At 59.9% G+C, this 18996-nt stretch carries 16 protein-coding genes and 1 pseudogene; 14 read left to right on the top strand and 3 right to left on the bottom strand.

What is annotated here, in order from left to right; genetic code table 11:
- The 10 genes and pseudogenes from AC2YI2_RS31945 to AC2YI2_RS31900 all read left to right on the top strand — a co-directional run.
- Nucleotides 1–166, top strand: a pseudogene (locus tag AC2YI2_RS31945) (peptide ABC transporter permease); the annotation flags it as partial.
- A 50-nt stretch (nt 167–216) separates the two neighbouring features.
- Nucleotides 217–1527 (top strand): NAD(P)/FAD-dependent oxidoreductase, encoded by a 1311-nt coding sequence (locus AC2YI2_RS31940; protein WP_487390571.1) that lies wholly within the window; start codon nt 217–219, stop codon nt 1525–1527.
- A 279-nt stretch (nt 1528–1806) separates the two neighbouring features.
- The gene (locus tag AC2YI2_RS31935; protein WP_487390570.1) at nt 1807–3264 is read left to right on the top strand and encodes an NAD-dependent succinate-semialdehyde dehydrogenase; all 1458 of its coding nucleotides are present in this window, start codon (nt 1807–1809) and stop codon (nt 3262–3264) included.
- A 55-nt stretch (nt 3265–3319) separates the two neighbouring features.
- The gene (locus AC2YI2_RS31930; RefSeq protein WP_487390569.1) at nt 3320–4315 is read left to right on the top strand and encodes an ornithine cyclodeaminase family protein; all 996 of its coding nucleotides are present in this window, start codon (nt 3320–3322) and stop codon (nt 4313–4315) included.
- Nucleotides 4316–4473: 158 nt separating this feature from the next.
- Nucleotides 4474–5448, top strand: coding sequence for a threonine/serine dehydratase family protein (locus AC2YI2_RS31925; RefSeq protein ID WP_487390568.1), 975 nt, complete (start codon nt 4474–4476; stop codon nt 5446–5448).
- Between the two features lie 263 nt (nt 5449–5711).
- Nucleotides 5712–6836: an acetylornithine deacetylase gene (argE, locus tag AC2YI2_RS31920; RefSeq protein WP_487390567.1), complete on the top strand. Its 1125-nt coding sequence runs from the start codon at nt 5712–5714 to the stop codon at nt 6834–6836.
- 9 nt (nt 6837–6845) lie between these two features.
- A complete protein-coding gene (locus tag AC2YI2_RS31915) occupies nt 6846–7769 on the top strand; it encodes a 2-hydroxyacid dehydrogenase (RefSeq protein ID WP_487390566.1) in 924 nt (307 codons plus the stop codon).
- Between the two features lie 27 nt (nt 7770–7796).
- Nucleotides 7797–8150: a cupin domain-containing protein gene (locus tag AC2YI2_RS31910; RefSeq protein ID WP_487390565.1), complete on the top strand. Its 354-nt coding sequence runs from the start codon at nt 7797–7799 to the stop codon at nt 8148–8150.
- A 104-nt stretch (nt 8151–8254) separates the two neighbouring features.
- A complete protein-coding gene (locus tag AC2YI2_RS31905; protein ID WP_487390564.1) occupies nt 8255–9718 on the top strand; it encodes an aldehyde dehydrogenase family protein in 1464 nt (487 codons plus the stop codon).
- Nucleotides 9719–9727: 9 nt separating this feature from the next.
- Entirely contained in the window at nt 9728–10768 is a 1041-nt protein-coding gene (locus AC2YI2_RS31900) for a tartrate dehydrogenase (protein ID WP_487390563.1), read from the top strand.
- A 168-nt stretch (nt 10769–10936) separates the two neighbouring features.
- Here the strand turns inward: AC2YI2_RS31900 and AC2YI2_RS31895 are convergent, their stop codons facing one another.
- Nucleotides 10937–12214: an NAD(P)/FAD-dependent oxidoreductase gene (locus AC2YI2_RS31895; RefSeq protein WP_487390562.1), complete on the bottom strand. Its 1278-nt coding sequence runs from the start codon at nt 12212–12214 to the stop codon at nt 10937–10939.
- Between the two features lie 310 nt (nt 12215–12524).
- Here AC2YI2_RS31895 and AC2YI2_RS31890 point away from each other — a divergent pair, with 310 nt between their 5' ends.
- On the top strand, nt 12525–13355 hold the full coding sequence (locus tag AC2YI2_RS31890; RefSeq protein ID WP_487390561.1) for a GNAT family N-acetyltransferase: 831 nt from the start codon (nt 12525–12527) through the stop codon (nt 13353–13355).
- Nucleotides 13356–13367: 12 nt separating this feature from the next.
- Nucleotides 13368–14741, top strand: coding sequence for an aminotransferase class III-fold pyridoxal phosphate-dependent enzyme (locus AC2YI2_RS31885; RefSeq protein WP_487390560.1), 1374 nt, complete (start codon nt 13368–13370; stop codon nt 14739–14741).
- Between the two features lie 83 nt (nt 14742–14824).
- On the opposite strand, the gene AC2YI2_RS31880 is transcribed toward AC2YI2_RS31885, so the two are convergent.
- Nucleotides 14825–15301, bottom strand: coding sequence for an Lrp/AsnC family transcriptional regulator (locus tag AC2YI2_RS31880; RefSeq protein ID WP_487390559.1), 477 nt, complete (start codon nt 15299–15301; stop codon nt 14825–14827).
- Nucleotides 15302–15523: 222 nt separating this feature from the next.
- Here AC2YI2_RS31880 and AC2YI2_RS31875 point away from each other — a divergent pair, with 222 nt between their 5' ends.
- Together AC2YI2_RS31875 and AC2YI2_RS31870 are read left to right on the top strand one after the other, a co-directional pair.
- Entirely contained in the window at nt 15524–16849 is a 1326-nt protein-coding gene (locus AC2YI2_RS31875) for an NAD(P)/FAD-dependent oxidoreductase (RefSeq protein ID WP_487390558.1), read from the top strand.
- Nucleotides 16850–16976: 127 nt separating this feature from the next.
- Nucleotides 16977–17693: an IS6 family transposase gene (locus AC2YI2_RS31870; protein WP_487390574.1), complete on the top strand. Its 717-nt coding sequence runs from the start codon at nt 16977–16979 to the stop codon at nt 17691–17693.
- 105 nt (nt 17694–17798) lie between these two features.
- Here the strand turns inward: AC2YI2_RS31870 and AC2YI2_RS31865 are convergent, their stop codons facing one another.
- Nucleotides 17799–18989, bottom strand: coding sequence for an amino acid aminotransferase (locus tag AC2YI2_RS31865; protein WP_487390557.1), 1191 nt, complete (start codon nt 18987–18989; stop codon nt 17799–17801).
- Nucleotides 18990–18996 lie beyond the last annotated feature (7 nt).

The raw sequence follows: 18996 nt of genomic DNA, 5'->3' as shown, positions 1-18996 counted from the left end.
GCTGCCCAGCTGGGGCAATATGTTGAATGGCGCCCAGCAGTATCTCGACAGCGCGCCGTGGCTGGCAATCATCCCAGGCGCCGCCATTACTATCGCAGTCACCAGCTTCAACTTCATTGGCGACGGGCTTCGTGACGCGCTTGATGTGCGGGGCGATCACAGCTGACAACGCTGTCTCTTCTAGCCCAGGTCAAAACAACGAAAAGAGCAAGGCTCATGAAAGATAGTAAGATCGCCGAAAAGGATACTCCATATTGGTGGGAGGCAGCGCCTGTAAGACCCGTGCCGAAGCAGCCTCTGGCCAAGAACCTGGATGTCTTGATCGTCGGCGCCGGCTATGCAGGGCTGTCGGCTGGCTTGGTTCTCGCGCGCGAAGGTCGGTCGGTCGCTGCGTTTGATGCAATGAATCCCGGCGAGGGTGCTTCATCCCGTAATGGCGGTATCACGAGCGGAAGCATTCGACTGGATTACGCGACAATCACGCGACGATTCGGCGAAGCGAAGGCGATCGCGATCGAGGCCGAAGGAAAGGTCGCACGTGAATTCGTCTATGACCTGATCAAAACTGAAGGGCTCAACTGCGATTTCCGGCTTTCGGGGCAATTCAAAGGCGTTGTCGGGTTCGACGACTATGAGAAGACGGCCCGCGGCGCTGACGTTCTTGCGAAAAAGCTCGGCATTGAAGCATACGGCGTACCCTACCGCGAGCAAGGCAAATATATCGGCACCGACTTCTATCGTGGCGGCATGGCGCGAATGGATATCGGTGGACTCCACCCGGCCAAATTCCACGCCGAATTGTTGCGCGTGGCGCTTGCTTCCGGGTTGACCATCCATTCTGGAACTCGCGTGAACTCGATCGAAAAGGAGGGTTCAGCCTTCCTGGTTTCGACCTCCGAGGGCCCAGTGCGGGCTCGGCAAGTTCTCGTCTGTACAGACGGGTACACCGACGGCGCAGTTCCTTATCTGCGTCGCCGGCTGGTGCCGGTCCGAAGCCGCATCATAGTAACGGAAGAGCTTGCACCTGATGTCATGGCGCGCCTGATGCCGAAGCAGATGATGATGACGGAGGGCCGTCAGCTTGGATTCTATTACCGGCCCACGCCGGATGGAAAACGTATTCTGCTCGGCGGGCGCGACAGCTCACGTACGGGCGATCCCATTGAACCCAAGCTCTATCTCCGCAACGGGCTCGTCAACCTGTTTCCAGAGCTGGAAAACGTCAAACTGGCTCACACTTGGTTCGGCAATGTTGCCATGCATCGCGACATGCTGCCCAGGATCTTCGAGCGGGAAGGGGTCGTTTACGCGACCGGCTTCTGCGGTTCAGGCGTGATCTGGGCGCCCTGGGTGGGAACGCGCGCAGCTCATAAACTCCTGGGTCACACGGAGCAGGCTCGTACGGCTTTCGATTTCCGGCCGCCCGCGTCAATTCCGCTTTACAGTGGCAACCCTTGGTTCATGCCTGCGATCATTCAAGGCTACCGGATCCAGGATCAGATAGCATTCTATCGCGCACGGCGTTGACGCCGGCGGTGCTCGGATTGTGCTTCTTCTGCCGTTAGAGTGTTCTCCGCATTTAACACTGTTGAGCAGGCAACCACATCATATTGTTTCGTCCAGGCAGCCCAGGCCGACGCATTCTGCTTCTTGTTCCCGCTAGGATTATATCGAACGGGTCAATGGCTGCATCAAATCTCGATCTCCGATCGCCGCAGCTACCGACGCCTGTCTTGACGGGTCGGCCGGGCCGACGTCCAGCGGGATGGATGAAGACGCAAGGCACTAAAGCCAGGGAGAAACAGCATGCATCAGTTGAAGGACAAGGATCTATTTCGTCAAGCCGGTCTCATCGACGGCTCTTGGGTGGCTGCCACCTCTTCAAGGACGATCGATGTCATCAACCCCGCCAGCCAGACGTCTATAGGTACCGTCCCCGATATGGGAGAGGCTGAGACCCGTGCTGCGATCGACGCGGCAGCCAAGGCATTCGTGACGTGGAAGAAGAAGACCAACGCCGAACGCGCCGCATTGCTTGAGCGCTGGTACACGCTGATGATCGAGAATCTCGAGGATCTTGCGATGCTCCTCACCCTCGAGCAGGGCAAGCCGCTCGATGAAGCACGGGCCGAGATCCGCTACGGCGCTTCCTTCGTCAAATGGTTTGCGGAGGAAGCCCGTCGCATCGGCGGGCACACTATTCCGTCGCCTACGGCAGATCGCCGGATCGTCGTGCTGAAGGAGGCGGTCGGCGTCTGCGCGATCGTCACACCTTGGAACTTCCCCAACGCGATGATTACCCGCAAGGTGGCTCCCGCCTTGGCTGCGGGATGCACCGTCGTTATAAAACCATCGGAATTCACGCCGCTCTCAGCCCTCGCCCTCGGGATCCTTGCCGAGCGCGCCGGCATTCCCGCTGGTGTCATCAACATCGTCACCGGCATGCCCGCAGAAATCGGCAACGAAATGATGGCGAATGAAACGGTGCGGAAGATCTCCTTCACCGGTTCCACGCGCGTCGGCTCGCTGCTCATGCGCGGCGCCGCAGACAGCGTGAAGCGACTGAGTCTCGAGCTCGGCGGAAACGCCCCCTTCATCGTCTTTGACGATGCCGATCTCGATCTTGCCGTCGAAGGCGCCATCGCCTCGAAGTTCCGCAATGGCGGCCAGACCTGCGTCTGCGCCAACCGCATCCTGGTACAATCCGGCGTCTATGACGTCTTTGCCGAGAAGCTGGGCGCCCGGGTCAACGCCATGAAAGTCGGTCCCGGCGTCGAAGCGGGCGTCGATATCGGTCCGATGATCAACACCGCGGCCATAGAAAAGATCAACCGTCACGTGGAAGATGCGCTTGCAAAGGGCGCCACGATTTCGGCTCGCGGTCGCTCGTTGGTGGATGGCAAGCAATATACAACACCGATCGTGCTCACCGGCGCAAGGACCGACATGCTGCTGGCCACCGAAGAGACCTTCGGCCCCGTTGCCCCGTTGTTCCTTTTCGAAACCGAAGAGGAGGCGATCGAGATTGCCAACGGGACACCGTTTGGCCTCGCTGCCTACTTCTACACCGAGAGCCTGAAGCGCTCCTGGCGCGTGGGCGAGGCGCTGGAGTTCGGCATGATCGGCCTCAACACTGGTGCGATATCGACCGAAGTGGCGCCCTTCGGCGGCGTCAAGCAATCTGGTCTGGGACGCGAAGGAGCTCAGGCAGGCATTGAGGAATATTTGGAAATGAAGAGCTTCCACATCGGCGGTCTGGGTTAAGTTCTCGGGCCGAACCTAGCGTCTTTGCCTTCGCACCAATGATGGGAGAATGTTCGTGAAAACTCTGCTTCTCAAGAAAGAAGACGTCCGCGGATTGATCAGCATGCAGGACGTGATCGGCGCCGTGGAGGAGGCATATAAGGCCTTCAACAGCGATCAGGTGGAGCAACCCGACTATATCGGAATGCATCTCCCGTCGCCCGGTAGCGAAATCGATTTCAAGCTCAGCCACTACAAAGCCAATGAACTTATCTCGATGAAGACGTCTTCGGGAGGGTTTGTCGATAATCCGACTGCATTCGGCGTACCTAATGGAATGGGGACCATTCTGTTGTTCGACGCCAGAAACGGCGCGCTGATCTGCGTTATGGACGGCAGCCTGATCACGGGCTTGAGAACGGGCGCGGCCGGCGCCGTTTCCGTAAAGGTGCTGGCGAGGAAAGATGCTCGCAGGATCACGTCGATCGGGACCGGAAATCAGGCCAGAATGCAGATCCGAGCGATCCGGGAGGTCATGGATATCGAAGAGATCCATGCATGGGACAATAGCGCGGATACGCTTTCCCGTTACAAAACCGATATCGAAAGCGAGTTCGGCATTCCCGTCGTCATTGCGCGCTCCAAGAAGGATGCGGTCGAGCAGGCCGATATCCTGATTACGACGACGAGGGGCAAAGGCTCGCTGGTGGAAGCCGATTGGGTAAAGCCCGGCACGCATATCGTCGCGATCGGCACGGATCAACGGGGCAAACAGGAACTGGATCCTGAGATATTCAGGAACGCCAAAGTGGTCGTCGATTCGATCGCGCAGTGCAGCGAGAAAGGCGAGACATGGCATCCGCTCGCCAAGCATATCATCACCAAGGACGGGATCCATGGCGAAATCGGAGAGATATTGCTGGGAAGGAAAGCGGGAAGAGAACGCGACGATGAGGTGACCATTTTCGACTCCACGGGAATGGCAATCCAAGACAACACAACCGCTTCGAAGATCTATAGCAATGCCATAGGAAAAAGCGTTGGGACCTTTTTCGAATTCTTCGAGTCCTGACCTCGGCAGGGTCTATTGGCAAAGCGGTTGGAAGGTCCAGAATGGGCGGTCACTTCGTTGACTTGCGATCCGATGCCGGAAAACACCTCAATCTCCGATCAGGGCGATCCTTTGCATCAAGGAAACGCCAGTTCTAACATACTAAGGCGAGCAGCATCATGCTAGACTATCCGACTATCCAGGACATTCGGGAAGCCCGCGAACGATTGGCACCCCATATCAGGCACACGCCGTTGCTGCGTGCTGACAAGATCGAAAAGGCTGCAGGTTGTCAGCTCTATCTCAAGCCTGAAACGCTGCAGATCACCGGCGCCTTTAAAATTCGCGGCGCTCTGAACAAGATGCTTTCGCTGCCGAGAGAAGAGATCGCGAACGGCGTCATCGCGAGTTCCTCGGGCAATCATGCCCAAGGGCTCTCATACGCGGCACGAATGCTCGGCGTGAAGGTTGTCATAATTGTTCCTGCCACCACGCCCAAGATTAAGATTGCCAATACCGAAGCACTGGGCGCCGAGGTCATTGTTTTTGATGGTGACACCGCTGCGCGGTGGAAGCGGGCCTATGAAATCGCCGAAGAGAACAACTACGCGACTGTCCATGGCTTCGAAGACCCACTGGTCATGGCCGGTCAGGGCACAATCGGCTGTGAAATTCTGGAAGATTTGGGGGACGTGGACACGGTCATTGTTCCCTTGGGCGGTGGAGGCCTGATCTCCGGAATTGCGACCGCCATCAAGGAAACCAAACCGTCGATTCGAGTCATCGGTGCCGAGCCTGCGCTGACGCCGAAATACTATCAGAGTCGGATCAAAGGGCAGCGGACCTCGTTGCCTCTGAAGAACACGATTGCCGATGGCCTGAGAATTAGCGTTCCAGGTCAGAACCCGTATCCAATAATTGAGAAATACGTCGACGAAATCATTCTCGTCGAAGACGAGCATATCATCGCAGGCATGCGCGCACTTGCTAAGGATGCCAAACTGATCGCCGAACCCGCGGCTTCGATCGGAATTGGAGCACTGCTCGCGGGCTCCATAAAAATCAAGCCGGATGAAAAGGTTTGTGCGGTCCTGACCGGTGGCAATTGGAACCTGACGGATCTTGCCGACATATACAAGGCCGGCTCGGAATAATCTGACGGTGCGTGATCCTAGTGTATCCGCACGCACCGAATTCGCACCGCAATGGTCGCGGTTGCAGGCAGCACAGTCGCTAGCCAAGTAGCTCGACTGCTCGTTGGTACGATGTGCGCCCCGCACAAAACATCCTGCTTCGGAATATGGAGATTCGATAGATCTTGCTGATCCGGACGGAGTGTTCGGCAGGAAATGGTCCCACCAGGCGATATTGTGGAGATCAGGGCGCCGGCTAGAAGCCTACGTCAAGGAGACCTGCGATGAACGCCAAGGAAATACTCGACCGGCTAGTCGGTTTTCCCTCCGTCGTCGGCACGCCGAATGACGACATCGTTGCATGGATTAGGGACTATGCCGAACGCTGCGGTGCAAAAGTGACCGTCCTGCCGGGACCTGAAGGCGACCGCGCCAATCTCTTCATGACGATCGGTCCCAACCATGTGCCCGGTTACATCCTCTCCGGACATATGGATGTCGTTCCCGCACTGGAGCCGACCTGGACGTCTGACCCGTTTCGGCTGCGGGCGGATGGCGATCTGCTCTTCGGCCGAGGCACGAGCGACATGAAGGGGTTTCTCGCTGCGGCACTCGCCGCGCTCCCCATGATCGCCAATATGCAGCTGACGCAGCCTCTTCATTTTGCCTTTTCCTATGACGAGGAAGCCGGCTGCAAGGGTGTTCCTCATCTCATCCGTCAACTACCCGAGCTTTGTGCCAAGCCGATTGGCGCAATCATCGGCGAGCCCAGCAGCCTGCGCGCGATCCGTGCCCACAAGGGCAAGGCCGCTGCAAGAATTGAGATCCGCGGGCGCTCCGGCCACTCGTCGCGGCCCGATCAAGGTTTGAACGCGATCCATGCCTTCGCCTGTGTTCTTCTTGCTGCCGTCCGCACTGCTGAGGCGCTCCGGAGCAGCAGGTTGGACCCGAGCTTTGAGCCGCCCTATTCCTCGCTCCAGATCGGGACAGTATGCGGCGGACAAGCAGTGAATATCATCCCCGACCTGCTGACGGCGGAAATTGAAGCACGTGCGATCACCGGCGTCGCGCCCACCGATGTCCTTGAACCGGTAAAGCGTGCCGTCGATGCGCTGGCGCAGCAGGGTTTTCACACGGTCTGGGATCTTCTAAGCACCTACCCCGCGCTGTCACTTGCCGCTGACGCGCCGCTTGCCCGACTGATGGAAGAACTGACGGGAGCCGAAACGCTGGCTGCGGTGAGCTACGGCACGGAAGCCGGACTTTACCAAGCAGCGGGCATCGACGCGATCATTTGCGGTCCGGGTGACATCGCTCGCGCCCATCGCGCCGATGAATTCATCCGCGTCGACGAACTGGTCGCATGTCAGGCGATGGTCGAGCGGCTCGCTGAAACACTCCGAAGCTGAGGGATTTCGATGGCTTTCTGGTTCAATTCCGATCGCGAGAGAGGGCGCGTCTTCGCCGAAGCCTTTGCCCGCGAGCTGCCCGAACTTCCCTTTATCACGGATGAGACGCAGGTTGATCCTGATGATGTCAGCTACCTCCTGACCTGGACCGCGCCACCCGATCTCGACCGTTTCAAAAATCTCGACATCGTGTTTTCGATCGGAGCCGGCGTCGACCAGTTCCGGGTCGAAACGCTACCGCCGCGCGTCAAGCTCGTGCGCATGGTCGAGGACGGCATCGTCCGTATGATGCAGGAATATGTGACGCTGGCCGTGCTGGCGCTTCACCGCAATCTCAAGGCCTATATCGGGCAGCAGTGCGAAGGCAGGTGGCAGGCGCTGCCGGTCCGGCAGGCGGGGGAGCGCCGGATCGGCGTGCTCGGGCTCGGCATGCTCGGACAGGCCGTCATCGAACGATTAAAGCCATTCGGCTTTCCTCTGTCTGGCTGGAGCCGTTCTCCGCGGCAGATCGAAGGAGTGCGCTGTTATCACGGCGCTAATTCGCTAACGTCTTTTCTTCGAGAGACCGACATTCTGGTTTGCCTTCTCCCGCTCACGGAGGAGACCCGCGGCGTTCTCGATGCGCATCTCTTCTCAGCGCTTCCGCCAGGAGCGGCGCTCGTACACGTCGGCCGAGGCGCACAGCTCGATCATGATGCTCTCGTCGATGCGCTCGATATGCGGCAACTTTCAGGGGCGGTTATCGACGTCACCGAACCGGAACCGCTGCCCCGTGAACATCCCTTCTGGCGGCATCCCAATATCATACTCACGCCCCACATCGCCAGCGTGACGCAGCCCGAAACGGCGGCCCGCTCGGTCATCGAAAACATCAGGCGCCATCGCGCCGGTCTCGACCCGATCGGCCTGGTCGATCGCGGCCGCGGCTATTGAACAACAGCAGGACAGACAGGAGAAAACATGTCCCTTCTCAAGACCATCGACCTCAACAGCACCGAAGCCCCGCGCGAATCCAAACCCGTTCCCGAGCGGCTGATTTCGGGTGATCCATCGTTCAAGACCTGGGCGCAGGATGTCGCGCGAGACGAAATGATTCACTCCGGCGTCTGGGAAGCAACTCCGGGACTGACGCGCTCCGTCAAGGGCGAGACCTTTGAGTTTTGCCACATCCTTCAGGGCGTCGTGGAAATCACGCCAGATGGCGGGGAACCAGTTACATATAAGACAGGCGACAGCTTCGTGATGAAGCCGGGCTTCGTCGGCACCTGGCGCACCGTAGAAACCGTCCGGAAGATCTACGTGACGGTGATGTAACCGCACCATCGCCCACACCTAAGAGGACCACACGAGCCGGTTGAGTGGAATAGTCTTCACAAAGGCCTCGTGTGGCCTCAACCATATCATCCAAGGACACGGCCATGGCTCTGAGTTTCAACCCCGACACAATTCAGTTGCCGAAGGGCCATTTCATCGGCGGACGCTATGTCGATGCCAAAGGCGTGCTGCCGATGCAACGCCCTTCCGACGCCGTCGCCTATGCCGAATGCCCCGTGGCAGATGCCGATCTCGTCGATCAGGCTGTCTCTACCGCAAAAGCGGCACTCCGGGAAAGCGGGTGGTCAACCCGCCGCCCGCGCGAGCGCACCAATGCCATGCATCGCTGGGCGGATCTGATCGAAGCCGAAGCCGAAACCCTGGCCCGGCTGGAAGCCGTATCCTCGACACGCCCGATAGGCCAGCTCATCCGGGGCGATGTCGCCGTCACGGCCGAACAGATCCGTTTTTTCGCCGAATTCGCCGACAAGGAAGGCAGCGATCTCGTGCCGACCGGCGACGATAGCCTCGGCATGATCATGACCGAGCCCTATGGCGTGGTCGGCGCGATCACGCCCTGGAACTTCCCGCTCTCCATGGCGGGCTGGAAGCTCGGCCCGGCGCTCGCCGCCGGCAATGCGATCGTGCTGAAACCGTCCGAAATGACGCCGTTCTCGACGCTCTATATCGCCGAGCTGGCCGTACGCGCCGGCATTCCGGCAGGCCTCGTCAATATCGTGCTCGGCGACGGTCAGACCACGGGCAATGCCATGACCGGCCATCCCGATATCGCCAAAATCAGCTTCACCGGTTCGACAGCCGCTGGCTCCGCGATCATGGCCAATATCGCAAGGACGGGCGTCAAGCCGATGACCTTGGAACTCGGCGGCAAGAGCCCGCAAATCGTCTTTGCCGATGCCGATCTGACGCTCGCCGCCAACGCGATTGCCAACAGCATTCTCGTCAATGCCGGCCAGGCCTGCGTCGCCGGCTCTCGCGTCATCGTCGAGCAATCCGTGATGGAGCCCTTGGTCGCAACCCTCCTCGCCCGCATGGCCGCGATCACGCCCGGCCCGACCTGGGATGAGACCAGCGACTACTCACCTGTTATTTCCGAGCGCCAGATCGACCGGATCGATGCGATCGTGCGCGCGGCACGCGACACCGGCGCCGAATGCCTCACCGGCGGAAAATTCCTCGATCGATCAGGCTATTTCTACGCGCCGACGCTGCTGTCTAACGTCGGCCAGGACTCCCCCGCAGTGATGGAGGAAATCTTCGGGCCGGTGCTGACGCTGCAGACCTTCACCGATGAGGAACAGGCGCTCGCGCTGGCCGACCATCCCACCTACGGGCTTGCGGCGGGGCTTTTCACCCGCGATCTCTCGCGCGCCATCCGCCTCACCCGTCGGCTGCAGGCGGGCACCGTCTGGGTCAACCGATACAGCCGCTCCCGCGACCATATACTGCCGACGGGCGGCTACAAGCAGTCCGGCATCGGCAAGGACCTCGGCCGCGAAGCCTATCAAGCCAACCGCAAAAGCAAGAGCGTACTCATCAATGTATAGGACCTGACCATGAAGACCTATTCCATCGCGCTTCTGCCGGGAGACGGCATCGGCAAACCGGTCACCGAAGCAGCCTGGGATGTGCTGCAGGCTGCAGCGAAGATTTCGGGTTTTGCCCTCGATGGGACCACTTTCCCGTGGTCTTGCGCGTTCTACAAACAGACCGGCGAGATGATGCCTGCCGATGGCATCGAAACGCTCCGGCGCTTCGACGCGATACTTCTCGGCGCGGTTGGCTGGCCGGCGGAGGTGCCGGATTCGGTTTCGCTGCATGGACTGCTGCTGCCGATCCGCAAGGCTTTCGTGCAGTACGCGAATATCCGCCCGCATCGGCTGCTGCCCGGCGCTTCAGGTCCGCTCAAGGCCGGCGGTTTCGACATACTCTGCATAAGGGAGAACACCGAAGGCGAATATTCCGGCGCCGGCGGTCGCATCCATCAGGGAACGGCCGATGAAGTCGCGGTGGAGACCTCCATCTTCACGCGGGCGGGCGTCAAACGCATCCTGCGCTTCGGCTTCGAACAGGCCCGCATGCGGCGCGGCAAACTCGCCTCGGTTACCAAGTCCAATGCCCAGAAATATTCCATGGTGCTCTGGGACGAGATCACCCGCCTGGTTTCTGCGGAGTATCCCGATGTCGAGGTGACGAGTTACCACATCGATGCGATGGCGGCGCGTATGGTGATGGCGCCGGAGACCCTCGACGTGGTCGTCGCCTCGAACCTGTTCGGCGATATCCTCACGGATCTTGGTGCAGCGATCCAGGGCGGGCTCGGCTTTGCAGCCTCCGCCAATATCAACCCGGATCGCACCGCACCTTCGATGTTCGAACCGGTCCACGGCTCGGCGCCCGATATCGCCCATCTCGGCATTGCCAATCCGATCGCGGCGATCTGGTCGGGGGCGATGATGCTCGACCATCTCGGCGAGCGCGCCGCTGCGGCCCGCATCATGGCCGCCATCGAATCGACGACAACCGCCGGCGTCGGCACCGTTCCCGGAAGGGACAGGACCGAGGCGATCGCGAAGGCTGTCCTCGAACGTCTCTGAGGGGCCGTTCGTTTCTTTCGTTTGCATCCACGGACCTATTCTACTGGGTCCGGCCGCGGCGGCAAGCGCGGCCAACTCGGTATTGAGTGTCCATCCACTCATCGGTGAAAAAGAGGGCGCGGATCGAGAGATCCGCGCCCTAATTGGCGGCAGGGGAGAAGGGCCGCCTTACTGAAATCGGTCGAGGGTCTTGTAGTAAAGCCCCACGAGCGGAAGGAACCAGGGCTTGCCGAAATGGCCGGGCACCGCGGGCCATTCAAGGCCTTTGAGCGGATTCCGATCCGCTTTACCCAGAATGGCGTCGGCCATGATCATCCCGAGATGCGTCGAGAGTTGCGCGCCATGGCCCGAATAGCCCATCGCATACCAGATGCCGTCGACATAGCCTGCCCTGGGATAACGGTCTTTGGTCACGTCCACCAGGCCGCCCCAGCAATAGTCGATCTCCACATTGGCCAGTTGCGGGAAGATCTGCGCGAGACTGGCACGCAAGACGGCGCCGCTCTTTGCGTCCGATTGTTGGTCCGACGTTGCGGCAAAGCGGGCGCGGCCGCCGAAGATCAGCCGGTTGTCCGGCGACAGGCGGAAATAGTTGCCGATATTCATCGACGTGACGCAGGTCCGGTTGCCCGGCATGGTGGCGGCGACTTCCGCCGCTGTCAAAGGCCGGGTCGCGATCAGGAAACTGCCGACGGCAATGATGCGGCGCCGGAAATAGTTGAAGGAGGCTTCGGACGTGTAGGCACCGGTCGCGACCAGGACATGATCGGCGGTTACCTCGCCCCGGGCTGTCTCCAGCCGATGCTTCGGGCCCGATATGGTGTGGCGCGTCATCTGCGCGTCTTCGAATATCGTCGCGCCATGACGGCCGGCCGCCTTCGCCAATCCCACGACATATCGGCCCATATGCATCATGGCGCTCTTCTTCGAGAGCATCGCGCCGTGGAAGGGAGAGCCGACCTCGCTCTTGAGATCATCGGGCGTCAGCAGCGCGGTATCCGGATCGACCTCACGGTGCACTGCTTCGAAATTGCGGGCAATCGCATCGAAATGCTGCGGCTTTGAAGCGAGCTTCAGCTTTCCGGCGCGCCGGAAATCGCAGTCGATGTTTTCTTCAGCGACGATACTTTCGATCGTGTGGATCGAGTCGTCGAGCGCACGGTAGAGCGCCACCGCGCGTTCGACCCCAAGTTCCGCCTTGGCGGCGATGAAGCCATGGGCAAGACCGTTGTTGAGATGTCCGCCGTTGCGGCCGGATGCACCCCAACCGATGTGGTTCGCCTCCAGCACGGCAACCCGGGCGCCCGACTTCGCGAGCTGTCGCGCGGCGGCAAGGCCCGTGAAGCCGCCGCCGATCACGGCAACATCATAATGGCCTTCGACGGGGCCATTGCAGGCGCCTGCGAATTTCGGGGCGGTGTCGTGCCAGTAGGATTCGAACTTCATCGCTGTGCTCCGCTAGTCCTTGCTTATGCCCGAGGCGCACTCGTCCATGTGATCCTAGAACGGCCCATGCAGAGCAACAGACCGCAGTTGCCAGCCCGCGAAGCAGAATCTCTCGTATTTCGTCTGTATTTGGCAGAGAATTGCGTCGGCATTCCGTGGACATAGTCAGCCATTCGAGGATTTGTGCTCAGCATAAGATGCGGCGAGCGCCCACCAGGACGGCGAAAGATATCGCCCATCTCCCTTTGTCGGGACGATCTTCTCTTCAGCCCGGGTTATCCTTCGCTGTAAAGAAGCAAGGATCCAGGTGATGCAAACGACCCAACTCGACATCGGTCCGTTCGGTACCCAACATCTCGAAGGTGCGCTGGCGCTTTCGCGTCAGGCCGGCTGGCCACACAGGCTGGTGGATTGGGAAATGGCACTTGCTTTGAGCACAGGCTTCGTCGTGCTGGAGAACGACAAGGTCGTCGGCACTACACTCACGACACGCTTCGGAGGCTGTGCCACGATAAATATGGTCATTGTTGCTGAAGCCATGCGCGGACGGGGCCTCGGCCGCCGGCTGATGGATGCCGGTCTTGATGCTGCTCGCGGAGAGCCGTGCAGACTGGTCGCGACCGAGGAAGGCCTGCCGCTCTATGAAAAGGTGGGCTTTCGCCAAGTCGGAGACATTCTGCAATGCCAGGGCGTCTGTGCAGCCGTGGATGCACCGATCGATGTCGAGTGGATGCAATCTGGCGATCTCGCGGAAATAGCTGCCTTGGACAAAGCCGCGTTCGGCGCTGATCGCAGCCAGCTGATTTCCTATTTGAAGGATGTCGGCCGATTTGCAGTGATCCGGCGAGGTGGACATGTCGCGGGCTTCGGGGCGACGCGTGCCTTCGGACGCGGCGAGGTCATCGGTCCGGTGGTGGCGGAGTATGCCGAGGATGCCCGCAAGCTCATCTCGTTCCAAATAGCGGCTCGACGGGACAGATTTCTTCGCATCGACACACCCAAGGACTTAGGCTTGTCGCAGTGGCTGGCCGAACGCGGACTTATCCATGTCGGCGGAGCGACGGCGATGCTGCGCGGCGGCCAAACCAATCCATCCTCCCATGTCAAAACCTTTGCCCTGGCCAATCAGGCTTTCGGCTGATCGGAGACGAAGATGCTCAGCGATTCCCTCATCGAACTCGACCGCGCCCATCTGGTTCATCCAGTCGCCTCCTATCGCGGCCACGAAAAATTCGGCGTGCGCGTTCTATCCTCGGCCTCCGGCGCGACCGTGACCGATTTTTCCGGCCGCCAGCTCATCGACGGCTTTGCCGGCCTCTGGTGCGTGAATGCGGGTTACGGCCACGACAGCATCGTCGAAGCCGCCGCCCGGCAGATGCGCGAGCTGCCCTACGCCACCGCCTATTTCGGGCTCGGTTCGGAACCGGCGATCCGGCTGGCGGCGGAACTTGCCGAACGCGCGCCTGGCGATCTCAACCACGTTTATTTCACGCTTGGCGGTTCGGATGCGATCGACAGCACCGTCCGTTTCATTCGCTATTACCATCATGCAAAAGGCACGCCTCGGAAAGACCAGTTCATTTCGCTCGAACAGGGCTATCATGGCTCCTCGACTGTCGGCGCCGGATTGACCGCGCTGCCGGCTTTTCATGCCGGCTTCGGCATCCCGTTCGACTGGCAGCATAAGATCCCCTCGCATTACGCGTATCGCAATCCCGTCGGAAACGATCCGCAGGCGATCATTGCCGCGTCAAAAGAGGCGCTCCGAAGGAAGGTCGAGGAAATCGGCGCTGACCGTGTCGCAGCATTCTATGCCGAACCGATCCAGGGATCTGGCGGTGTGCTTGTGCCGCCGAAGGGCTGGATGAAAGCGATGCGCAATCTCTGCCGCGAGCTCGACATTCTGTTCATCGCCGATGAAGTGATCACTGCCTTCGGCCGTACGGGGCCACTCTTTGCCTGTACCGAAGACGATATCGTTCCAGACTTCCTGACTGTCGCCAAGGGCCTGACCTCTGGTTACGTGCCGATGGGCGCGGTTTTCATGACAGATCACGTCTACAACACGATTGCCGACAGCGCCGGCGCCTCGGCGGTGGGGCATGGCAACACTTATTCTGCTCATCCCGTGAGTGCTGCAGTGGCGCTTGAAGTCCTGCGTCTCTATGAGGGCGGCCTGCTGGAGAACGGCCGCAAGGCGGGAGCCCGTCTGATGGAAGGCCTAAAGAGCCTGGGCGACCATCCACTCGTCGGCGACATCAGGGGCCGCGGCATGCTGGCGGCCATCGAACTCGTTACTGACAAGGAAAGGAAGACACCACTTCCTGTCGTGGCCGACCCCTCCCGCCGGATTTTTGACCGCGCCTGGGAAAACGGCCTTATCATTCGCGCCTTTGGCAACGGCGTGCTGGGCTATGCGCCGCCGCTTTGCTGCACCGACGACGATATCGATGCGATCGTCGCACGCACACGGAAGACTCTTGACCAGACGCTGGAAGACAGGGATGTCAGGTTGCTCATGGCTTGACGCGGGAGCGAGTTGGTGACTTCGGGCAGCTCGGAATGGCCTCGCTTGAGAGGAGCTCACGAACTTTTCTGGCTTTTGCCGGCTCACAAGGGAAAGAGGCTGGTCAGCGGCAGGTGCGATTTGACGATCGGCGATTTGAGGACGACATAACTGAAATATCGATCGATGCCGATATCCATGTCGACGAGACGCTCCATGATTTCCTGATATTCCGCGATGCCGCTGGTGACGAACTTGATCAGGTAATCGTAGCCGCCGGAAACCAGGTGGCATTCTATGACGGAGTCAATCTTTTCGACAGTCGATAGGAAGCGCGCGAAATCGATTTGCCGGTGGTTCTTCAAGGTGATTTCGGTGAACACCGTCATGGTCTGACCGAGCTTGGCGGTGTTGATGAGCGCGGAATAGCCATCGATATAGCCTTCCGACTGCAGCTTTTTCATCCGCATCAGACATGGGCTTGGCGACAGGTGAACCAATTCGGCGAGTTCCACATTGGTGATCCGACCGTTCTTCTGCAATTCGTAGAGAATCTTGATGTCGATCCGATCGAGCTTCATGCGGCCTCCCCCGGGGTGATTTCGGCCCCCGCCTATCAGCAGATTATGCCAAAGAGAATAACACAGCTTCCTGCCTTGTCCATTTTCGGAGGAAAACATTGAGCCGGCATAAAAGGTTGTACTCGCCGACAATTGCAGAACATTATTTCGTTGACCGCTGAATTCAGCGCGCCCCTTTGGCGGAGTCCGCAATAGTATGGATTAGCCTCAAGGGAGATGACCATGCCTGCCCCGCTCGTTCGCATAGAAACCACGGACGCCCAGCCCCAAGCCGCAGATGTGGTCGTCATCGGAGGCGGCATCGTCGGCGTATTCGCCGCATACTACCTTGGACAGCGGGGCCTCAAAGTGGTTCTCGTCGAAAAGGGTCTGATCGGCGCCGAACAATCGAGCCGAAATTGGGGGTGGTGCCGGCAACAGAACCGCGACGCCCGCGAACTTCCGCTCGCCACCAAGAGCCTTGATCTCTGGGATCAGTTCGCTGCAGAGACCGGAGAGGACACCGGTTTCCGACGCTGTGGGCTTCTCTATCTCTCCAACAACGAGAGGGAACTGGAGGGCTGGGCGCGCTGGCGGGACTTCGCCCGCACGGTGGACGTCACCACCTTCATGCTGTCTCCCACGGAGGCGACCGAGCGTGGCAAAGCCACGGGTAAAGAGTGGAAAGGTGGTGTCTTTTCTCCGTCTGACGGCACCGCGGATCCGTCCAAGGCAGCACCTGCGGTGGCGCGCGCGATCATCAGTGCCGGCGGCGTCGTCCTCCAAAATTGCGCAGCCCGCGGCATCGAGACGAGTGGCGGTCGGCTCTCCGCCGTGATCACCGAAAAGGGTACCATCCGGACCAAACTCGCCGTCCTTGCCGGCGGCGCTTGGGCCTCCTCGTTCTGCAACAACTTGGATGTGCGTTTTCCTCAAGCTGCAGTCCGTTCTTCGATCTTGTCCGTAGAACCCGGTGTCGAGGGCCTGCCGGATGCGCTGCACACCGCGGAGGTTTCCGGGACGCGGCGTTCCGACGGCAGCTACACGCTGGCGATCGGCGGCCGAGCCAGAGTCGACGTTACGGCGCAGCAGATCCGGTTTGCCCGATATTTCGTGCCGATGTTTGCCCGCCGCTGGCGGAATCTGGCGCCGGGCGGAGTCGAGGGCTGGCGCTCGGGACATGAATCGCTCAGACGCTGGCGGCTCGATGAGCGCACACCGATGGAACGCATGCGTATTCTCGATCCGGCTGTCGACGAGGGCACGATTTCCGAAATTCTCCGCCGGGCCCGGAACTTGCTGCCGGGTCTCGCAAAGGTGAAAATTGCCTCAAAATGGGCCGGCTATATCGACAGCACGCCCGACGGCGTGCCGGCCATCGGCGAGATTGCCTCCATTCCCGACTTCATCCACGCAGCCGGTTTCAGCGGACATGGCTTCGGAATCGGCCCGGGTGCCGGTCATCTGATCGCAGATGTCATCACCGGGAAAACACCCCTTGTCGACCCAGTTCCCTACAGACCGGAGCGTCTCACAGCCTCCGCCTGGGGCAAAGTGGCAGAGTTTTAGCGCTTCCGGAAAGGCCGCGGGCTTGCTCTTCTTCGGATTCGTTTTTGCGAGATGAAGGCGGCCGGCACTGCAGCCGATGGCACCGTAACGTTAACCGAGAAACGATGAAAATGTGGGATCTGTCGGCATGACCAGATCTGCACGTGATCCTCACTATCGTCGCCACCGGTTTCCAGCGGAAGTGATTGCCCATGCCGTATGGCTCTATTTCCTGTTTCCGCTCAGCCTGCGAATGGTCGAGGATATGCTGGCAGCTCGAGGTATCATCGTCTCTCACCAGACCGTGAGATTGTGGGCGGAGAAATTCGGCAGGCAGTTCGCCAATGATATCCGGAGGCGATCAGCCGGCAGGCTCGGTGACAAATGGTACCTCGACGAGGTCGTCATCACTATTGGGGGGAAGAAACACTGGTTGTGGCGCGCCGTCGATCAACATGGCTTCGTCCTCGACGTTCTGGTCCAAAGCCGCCGCGATGCCAGGGCTGCCAAGCGGTTGATGCGCAAACTTCTGAAAGGGCAAGGTTCGGCCCCGCGCGTTATGATCACCGACAAGCTTCGATCCTATGGTGCGGCGAAGCGGGAGATCATGCCCGGCGTCGAGCATCGTTCGCACAAGGGCCTGAACAATCGGGTGGAGAATTCTCATCAACCTATCCGGCGACGGGAGAGGATCATGAAGCGGTTCAAGTCACCGCGACAACTCCAGCGCTTCGTTTCAATCCACGACCCGATCGCCAACCTCTTCCAAATTCCCCGCCACGACATTCCATCTCACCATTATCGCGAGCTGCGAGGCGCCGCGATGCAGATGTGGAGCGCGATCGCCCATCTTCAGGTAGCCTGATCGCAGACCTGGTGCAGTACCTTGACCCGGGGCCGGTAAGTTTACAGTGCCCGAGATACAATGGAAGGCGAGGTCGCGATATCAGCTGCCTTGCTAGCTCGACGATTACGCGACCAAAATCAATGCACTCGCAAGCATTGGAATGTCGCTCTCCGCGAGGCCGGCGATGTTGAGGCGCCCGTCGGCTGGGATGTAGACGCCTGACTTCTCGCGGAGCATCCGCGAGTGACGCCCGGCCGAGGGAACGATGGAAAACATCCCCGACTGGCGATTGAGGTACGAGAACTTGTCATCGCCTCCGAACAGCTCAAGACAATTGGAAAGCGCTGCTCTCAGCGTTTTAAGGCGTTCGCGCATGTCTGTGAGTTCCATTTCCCACTGGGCTCGAAGGCCACCGTCGGTGAGTATCTCCGCCACCACTGCTGCGCCGTGGTCCGGGGGCATGTAGTAACTACGTCGCGCGGCATCGACGATGCTTCCGAAGGCGCGATCGACAGACGCCTGTTCGCGTCCGATGAGGATCGCCGCACCAGTGCGCTCGCGGTACAGGGTGAACGTCTTCGAGCAGCTCACCGCTATCATCGCTTCCTCGACGCTGGAAACCATCTGCCGGAGGGAGGACATGTCCGCTTCGATCCCGTCGCCAAAGCCCAAATAGGCGACGTCGATGAAGGGAACGAGACGTTTTCGCACCACCAACTCGGTCAGCGCCCGCCATTGATCCGGATTGAGGTTTTCGCCCGTGGGGTTGTGACAACATGCCTGTATGAGGACCACATGTCCGGCCGACGCAGTCTCGAGGGTCGCCATCATCTCCTCGAACAGAAGCCTGCTGGACCCGAGATCATAGTAGGGATAGGTCCGAATCCGACATCCGGCCGCCGTGAGGATCGGGACATGGTTGGCATAGGTGATATCAGGCACCCAGACCTTCGCTCCTCCATTGAGTTTGGAAATCATTTCCCCGAGAAGCCTCAGGGCCGCCGTTCCCCCGGTCGTCTGGCACGTCTTAGCGACCACGTCACCCCGGGCCGCGCCAAGCACCAGTTCCTCGATCGCGGCGTTGTATTGTGGATTGCCCAGCATGCCGACATAGCTCTTGCTGTTTTGGTTTCTCACCAGTCGGGCTTCGGCGGCCTTCACCGCGTTCATTATGAAGACCTCGCCGCTTCTGTTGCGATATGCCCCCACCGACAGGTCGAGTTTGGTCTCCCTCTGGTCGTCGCGGAACTGCTCCATCAGGCCGACCAAGGGGTCGGCCTCTACCGTTTTGGCTCTCTCGTACATCGTGAACATGTCCTCT

Source organism: Rhizobium sp. SRI_017, from assembly GCF_057586295.1.
This window is presented reverse-complemented; position numbering and strand designations above follow the sequence as displayed.

Coding starts and splice junctions, on each gene's coding strand:
- AC2YI2_RS31910 (WP_487390565.1), top strand. CDS start 7,797: ATGTCCCTTCTCAAGACCATCGACCTCAACAGCACCGAAGCCCCGCGC.
- AC2YI2_RS31875 (WP_487390558.1), top strand. CDS start 15,524: ATGCCTGCCCCGCTCGTTCGCATAGAAACCACGGACGCCCAGCCCCAA.
- AC2YI2_RS31940 (WP_487390571.1), top strand. CDS start 217: ATGAAAGATAGTAAGATCGCCGAAAAGGATACTCCATATTGGTGGGAG.
- AC2YI2_RS31890 (WP_487390561.1), top strand. CDS start 12,525: ATGCAAACGACCCAACTCGACATCGGTCCGTTCGGTACCCAACATCTC.
- AC2YI2_RS31905 (WP_487390564.1), top strand. CDS start 8,255: ATGGCTCTGAGTTTCAACCCCGACACAATTCAGTTGCCGAAGGGCCAT.
- AC2YI2_RS31870 (WP_487390574.1), top strand. CDS start 16,977: ATGACCAGATCTGCACGTGATCCTCACTATCGTCGCCACCGGTTTCCA.
- AC2YI2_RS31885 (WP_487390560.1), top strand. CDS start 13,368: ATGCTCAGCGATTCCCTCATCGAACTCGACCGCGCCCATCTGGTTCAT.
- AC2YI2_RS31880 (WP_487390559.1), bottom strand. CDS start 15,301: ATGAAGCTCGATCGGATCGACATCAAGATTCTCTACGAATTGCAGAAG.
- AC2YI2_RS31865 (WP_487390557.1), bottom strand. CDS start 18,989: ATGTTCACGATGTACGAGAGAGCCAAAACGGTAGAGGCCGACCCCTTG.
- AC2YI2_RS31900 (WP_487390563.1), top strand. CDS start 9,728: ATGAAGACCTATTCCATCGCGCTTCTGCCGGGAGACGGCATCGGCAAA.
- AC2YI2_RS31895 (WP_487390562.1), bottom strand. CDS start 12,214: ATGAAGTTCGAATCCTACTGGCACGACACCGCCCCGAAATTCGCAGGC.
- argE (WP_487390567.1), top strand. CDS start 5,712: ATGAACGCCAAGGAAATACTCGACCGGCTAGTCGGTTTTCCCTCCGTC.
- AC2YI2_RS31935 (WP_487390570.1), top strand. CDS start 1,807: ATGCATCAGTTGAAGGACAAGGATCTATTTCGTCAAGCCGGTCTCATC.
- AC2YI2_RS31925 (WP_487390568.1), top strand. CDS start 4,474: ATGCTAGACTATCCGACTATCCAGGACATTCGGGAAGCCCGCGAACGA.
- AC2YI2_RS31915 (WP_487390566.1), top strand. CDS start 6,846: ATGGCTTTCTGGTTCAATTCCGATCGCGAGAGAGGGCGCGTCTTCGCC.